General features: G+C 46.1%; 1 protein-coding gene and 1 pseudogene. One reads left to right on the forward strand and one right to left on the reverse strand.

Annotation, left to right across the window (positions count from 1 at the left end; translation table 11 throughout):
• A partial coding sequence (locus tag ABYU67_RS12220) for a bestrophin family protein (RefSeq protein WP_372845588.1) occupies positions 1-798 on the forward strand: 798 nt, incomplete at its 5' end.
• A 97-nt stretch (positions 799-895) separates the two neighbouring features.
• Here the strand turns inward: ABYU67_RS12220 and ABYU67_RS12225 are convergent.
• Positions 896-1,022, reverse strand: a pseudogene (locus tag ABYU67_RS12225) (IS5/IS1182 family transposase); the annotation flags it as partial.

The raw sequence follows: 1,022 nt of genomic DNA on the forward strand, positions 1-1,022 counted from the left end.
GGCTTTCCAAGCTCTTTTTCTTCTTATAGCGTCGCGCCTTTTACCTTACTTGGGATAGCCTTGTCGTTGTTTTTGGGCTTTCGTAATAATGCCAGCTATCAAAGGTGGTGGGAAGCAAGGGGGCTATGGGGGCAGTTGGTTTATGATGCGCGCAGCCTGTGCCGTCAAGCGCTCTCTTATATTGATGAAGGCAATCCGGTAGGGCAAGACACCCAGCGTCGCCTAATTCATCTGAGTATTGCTTTTACTCATGCGGTGCGTCATCGACTGCGAGAGTCATCGCCTTGGGAGGATATCGAGCGTTTTGTTGAACCGCTACATCATAGCAAGATGCGGCAGGCAAAAAATCTGCCTGATTATCTGATGCGCTTGATGGGTAAAGAGCTTGGATACTGTCGGCAGCAGCACCTGCTATCAGAGCAGATGGTGCAAAATATGGATGAGCGCCTAAACTCTATGACGGTGGTGCTGGCGGCGTGTGAGCGTATTCATAATACGCCGCTGCCATTTGCTTATACTCTGCTTGTACATCGTACGACTTATCTTTATTGCTTTATGCTGCCATTTGGTTTGGTATCTTCTTTGGGCTGGGCAACACCCTTCATCTGCGGCGTGATTGCCTATACTTTTTTTGGACTGGATGCGCTAAGTGAAGAGTTAGAATCACCATTTGGCTTGGCGGACAATCAGCTGCCATTAACCGCTTTATCGCGCACGATTGAAGTCAACTTGTTAGAGGCATTAGGTGAAACTGATTTGCCAGCTGATATCAGCCCTATCAAAGGCTACTTACCATAATTAGTGACTAAAATAATGACTAAAACAGCTACTAAAACAGTAACTAAGCCAAAAAAAGACCGCTAATAGTAGCGGTCTTTTTTACTAGGGTGTGTCCTCAATTCATCTTGCAATGAATGATAGTGCAGGCCAAGTAAAGCATTGACTTAAAGTTACGAGCCAACTTCTCATAGCGAGTGGCTATGCTGCGGAAATGCTTCAGTCTCGCGAACATATTCTCTACA

Origin of the sequence: Psychrobacter sp. (assembly GCF_041554015.1) — a bacterium.
Lineage (GTDB): Bacteria > Pseudomonadota > Gammaproteobacteria > Pseudomonadales > Moraxellaceae > Psychrobacter.